The 4,386-nt window shown below is 41.1% G+C and carries 5 protein-coding genes; all 5 read right to left on the bottom strand.

Translation table 11 applies throughout. From position 1 onward, the window contains the following. Positions 1 to 73 precede the first annotated feature (73 nt). Positions 74 to 244 (bottom strand): hypothetical protein, encoded by a 171-nt coding sequence (locus PLK24_RS06230; RefSeq protein WP_324477355.1) that lies wholly within the window; start codon positions 242 to 244, stop codon positions 74 to 76. A gap of 10 nt (positions 245 to 254) precedes the next feature. Then, positions 255 to 1,088 carry a carbohydrate ABC transporter permease gene (locus tag PLK24_RS06225; protein ID WP_324477352.1) on the bottom strand — a complete coding sequence of 278 codons (834 nt, stop codon included), beginning with the start codon at positions 1,086 to 1,088 and terminating at the stop codon, positions 255 to 257. Continuing rightward, the gene (locus PLK24_RS06220; RefSeq protein ID WP_324477350.1) at positions 1,089 to 1,958 is read right to left on the bottom strand and encodes a carbohydrate ABC transporter permease; all 870 of its coding nucleotides are present in this window, start codon (positions 1,956 to 1,958) and stop codon (positions 1,089 to 1,091) included. Positions 1,959 to 1,972: 14 nt separating this feature from the next. Beyond that, positions 1,973 to 3,400 (bottom strand): extracellular solute-binding protein, encoded by a 1,428-nt coding sequence (locus PLK24_RS06215; protein ID WP_324477348.1) that lies wholly within the window; start codon positions 3,398 to 3,400, stop codon positions 1,973 to 1,975. Positions 3,401 to 3,498: 98 nt separating this feature from the next. Continuing rightward, positions 3,499 to 4,275, bottom strand: a complete 777-nt coding sequence (locus PLK24_RS06210) for an SDR family NAD(P)-dependent oxidoreductase (RefSeq protein ID WP_324477346.1) — start codon at positions 4,273 to 4,275, stop codon at positions 3,499 to 3,501. Positions 4,276 to 4,386: the final 111 nt, after the last annotated feature.

The following is a 4,386-nucleotide window of genomic DNA, read 5'->3' as shown; positions in this document are numbered from 1 at the left end:
GCAATGAAGGATTCAGATAACTATTTTCATCCTCATCTGGTGCCATGAAAGTGGCATGAGGATCGATTCTGATCTACCCAAAAATTATCACAAAAGCCGTAAATACCAGTGTTCCCACTGTTGCAATTGATAAAGGAGCATAGGTTTCAATAAAACGAACCCAGAATAAATGAACGGCAAACATAATAACAATACTTAAAAATACTCGATCCCATAAGTTGGTTTTAAAAGGGAATATTCTCATATTTTTCCACCTAATCCTTAACCGCACCAAAAGTTAGACCAGCAACTATATGCCTTTGAGCAATTCCAATGAAAATGACGGCAGGAATCAAACAAACCATAGAAACCGCTGCCATTTCTCCCCAGTTGGTCCCAATAACTGTAACAAAAGAAGCCAAACCAGTTGTAATCGTTCGAGCATTCACACTGGTAAGAATTGATGCAAATAGATATTCATTCCAAGCAAATATCCAGGTCAGAATTGCAGTTGTCATTATTCCTGGACGAGCCAGGGGGAGTATCACTTTAGTTAAAACCCCCCAGAAGGTACAACCATCAATATAGGCTGCTTCATCCATTTCCCGGGGTATTGCGTCCATCATCCCCTTTAAAAGCCAAATAGCAAAAGGAAGATTAAAAATACAATAAAGAAGAATAATACCAATTTGGGTATCTCTCAAACCCAAACGGGTAAATATTAAAAAATAGGGCACAATAAAAACTGCCGGAGGGGCCATTCGGTTGGTAATCGTCCAGAAAAAAATATTGCTCGATCCTGGAACTCGAAACCGGGAAAAAGCGTAAGTGGAAAGGACCGCAAAGGTTACCACTAAAAGGGTATTCCCACTGGCGATTATGAGGGAATTGAGTAGATATTTCCCAAAAACATCATGCAAAAAAGGCCTAATGTAATTAACCGCATAAAAACTGGTTTGGAAAAGCTTAGGGCCAGCGAATATTTCCACTTTGGTACGAGCTGATACCACAAAAAGCCAATAAATCGGGAAAAGTGTTGCAATGGCTATCAAAATAGAAATCAAATATATGAAAAAAAGTCGGGTGGTTTTCTTGGTTGATGCTTTCATTTAGCCACTCTCCTGTGAAACATTAATAAAGGTTATAAGGAGCCAACAAACCACAATGGTTAAATAAAGCAAAAAAAGTGACATTGCTGAGCTATAGCCGTAATTCATTGATTGGAGAACTTCACGAACCACATGGATGCTGACATAGCGAGTTGCAGTCCCTGGTCCGCCGCTGGTAAGCATCCATACTTCATCGAAAACTCGGAAAGTATCCATAATCCTGATAAAGAGAGTAGTAAAAAGAACTGGGCGTAATAGGGGTAAGGTAATATAACGGAGAGTTTGCGATTTTGAAGCCCCATCAACCAATGCTGCCTCAAAAGGTTGCTTGGGAAGGGACGATAAACCTGCCATAAAGGTAAGAGTAACAAAAGGAGTCCAATGCCAGATATCCATCAATATCGTAGCTATAAAAGCTTGATTGGCATTGTTACCGATATTAAAATCAATGCCAATATTTCGCAAATAAACGGCTAAGGGACCAAAGTCGGGATTGGTCATAAGCACCCATATCGCTCCAATACTTATAGGAGCCATAGCCAAAGGAAGAGTCATGATAGTTCGAAATATTCCCTTCCCTTTATATTCATAAGTGAGAAGATTGGCAAAAGCTAAACCAAGAGGAAGTTCAATGGCTACACAGAGGATAACGTAGGTAAGCCCCAGTCGTAAGGACTTTAAAAAATCCGGATCAAATACCAGTTTTCGAAAATTATTAAAACCGGTATAAACCATTCCTACCTTAGAAAACACATTATATTTATAAACACTCAAATACAAAATATAAATTATTGGGACGACTCCGAGAAAAATCAATAAAATGAGGGTGGGGGTCAAAAGACCCCACACCTGTTTCTGTTTTCCTCTCAATTGATCCTCCGCTATTAGTAACCCAGTTCTTCCATGAGCTCGTCGGTTTCTTTGGCTAAATTATCGAGCGCTTCATCAGGAGAAATTTCTCCAGCTACTGCTTTGGATACCCATTTGAGGTAAAGGTCATTTAGCGGTCTATGCATTGGCAGCGCAGGAGCACCCCTGAAGAGTGGACCTTGTTCTTTGAGGAAGGTGAAATAATTACCCATCTGTGGATCCAATTCTATGACAATTGGATCTTCAAAAGTTGAATTTCTCACTACTCTGGTTCCCAGCTTAGCGAATTCACCCTGCCACTCTTTCCGAGCAACCCACTGAGCAAACAACCAAGCTGCTTCTTTATTCTTTGAGCTATGAGGGATACCTAATGCTCCACCATCATAGTATCCAATATAGCCTGCACCTGATTTGGCATCGGCTAAAGCTTTTTCGGTGACTGGCGGCAATGCAACACTAATTTTTCCAGCCACTTCAGACTGGGCTGGATCTGACCACCAACCGAGATTTTCAAGGTAGATAATCCCTTGGGCTACCTTACCAGCACCAAAGGTTGCAGCAGTTTCATCCCAGGTATAGGTTTTAACTCCAGGAGGTGCCCACTGCAGCATATCTACATACCACTTAAAGGCGGCCTTGGCTTCATCGCTATCAACTAAACCACCATTGGCCTTGGTTGCTCGCATATTCTCCAGGTTGATCCCCCAGTTATAAATTCCCATCGCTGGCCAAATCGTCTCGCATATTTCATAGGCAACACAGGGATGAGTTTTAGCCTGGGCTATATGACCATAGAGTTCAATGCCCTTTTCTTTCCCATATTCGGTGAAGAATTTAGCGATGTTGGTATAGTCTTCCCAATTGGTTGGAACAGCTAAATCCTTGTTGTATTTTGCTTTATAAGCTGCCTGAATTTCAGGCTCTCCAAAGAGATCAGTTCGGTAAACGTAAGACTTTAAAAATGCTTCGAAAGGAATACCATAAATATTCCCCTCTCCATCCTTAAAGTTATCGATAAAACTGGTAAAATCAGCTAAATCAAAACCAGGATCGGTAATAGCTGGATTATTCATAAACGGAGTAAGATTAGTTAACCAGTTTTGAGGGAGATATGAATAAACGATATCCTGTTCGACATAGACAAAATCATAAATACCCGATCCAGTCTGCATATCCTGGATGGCTTTGTTGTACATTTCATCCCAAGAAGTTACTTCAAATACCACTTTAATTCCGGTCAGTTCTTCAAACTGAGGTGCGGCAACTTCCATCGCAGCTTTCGATGGGGGAGTGCTTTCTGAAATTCCTTTAATGGTTACTCCCTTATAGGGTTCACCCGCCTTTTTCCACCAATCGGGATTACTCACCATAGTTTCGGCAAAAGCTGTGGTAAAAAGAGTTAACACTAACAAGCTTACGAATAATACTAATGCTTTTTTCAATTAATTTCCCTCCTATAAAAATATTTCTTGATAACGTTTGCACAACTTTACAAAAACAAACTTCTTTTCATTTTTTGGAATAAATCACCTCCCTTAATTTACCAGATAGTATATCCTCCGTCCATCACCACTACACTTCCGGTGACAAACGACGAAGCGTTAGAAGCCAGGAACACGCAGGGTCCCTTCATCTCCTCTGGTTTTCCAAAACGACCAAAGGGAACCAGTTTGGTCCAAGCTTCAGCATATTCAGGATATTCAAGGAGCAGATCGGCAACCAATTGTGTCTTCATATAGCCAGGTGCAATAGAATTCACCCTAACCCCATAAGGTGCCCATTCTGAAGCCAATGATTTGGTTAGCATGATCACTCCACCCTTAGAAGTATTGTAGTGGGATTGGCATTGAGGAGTATTCACAATAAGACCAGACATGGATGAGATGGTAACGATGCTCCCCTTCTTTTTCTCAATCATTTTTTTGCCAACTGATTGACAGCAAAAAAATGTTCCATTCAAATTAATATCCATAACCCGCTTCCAATCGGATTCAGGCATATCAACTGCTGGAACCCATTGACCTACACCAGCTGAAGTGACTAGGATGTCGATTTTCTGAAATTTTTTGACGATTTCATCCACCATATTTTCAACTAAAGGTTTTTGAGTCACATCGACGTGAACTGCCATGGTTTTAGCGCCATATTTCTCTAGTGATTGAGCAACTTTCTTGGCGCTATCCAGATTTAAATCGGCTATAATCACATGGGCACCGGCTTCAGCTAAACCAATAGCCATTTGTTCACCCAAACCTTGAGCGCCTCCGGTAACAACAGCTACTTCATCTTTTAGGCTAAAAAGTGATTGAGAGCTCACCTATAAATCCTCCTTGAGCAGAAGTGTTCTGTTATTGGTTTTTAAAAAACTGAAGACTTGGTCGGGGAGAGCGGATTTGAACCGCCGACCACTCGCACCCCAAGCGAGTGC

The organism is Atribacter sp. (assembly GCF_035418125.1).
Taxonomy (GTDB): domain Bacteria; phylum Atribacterota; class Atribacteria; order Atribacterales; family Atribacteraceae; genus Atribacter; species Atribacter allofermentans.
Note: the sequence above shows the minus strand (reverse complement) of the source record. Positions and strands in the feature narration are given on the sequence as shown.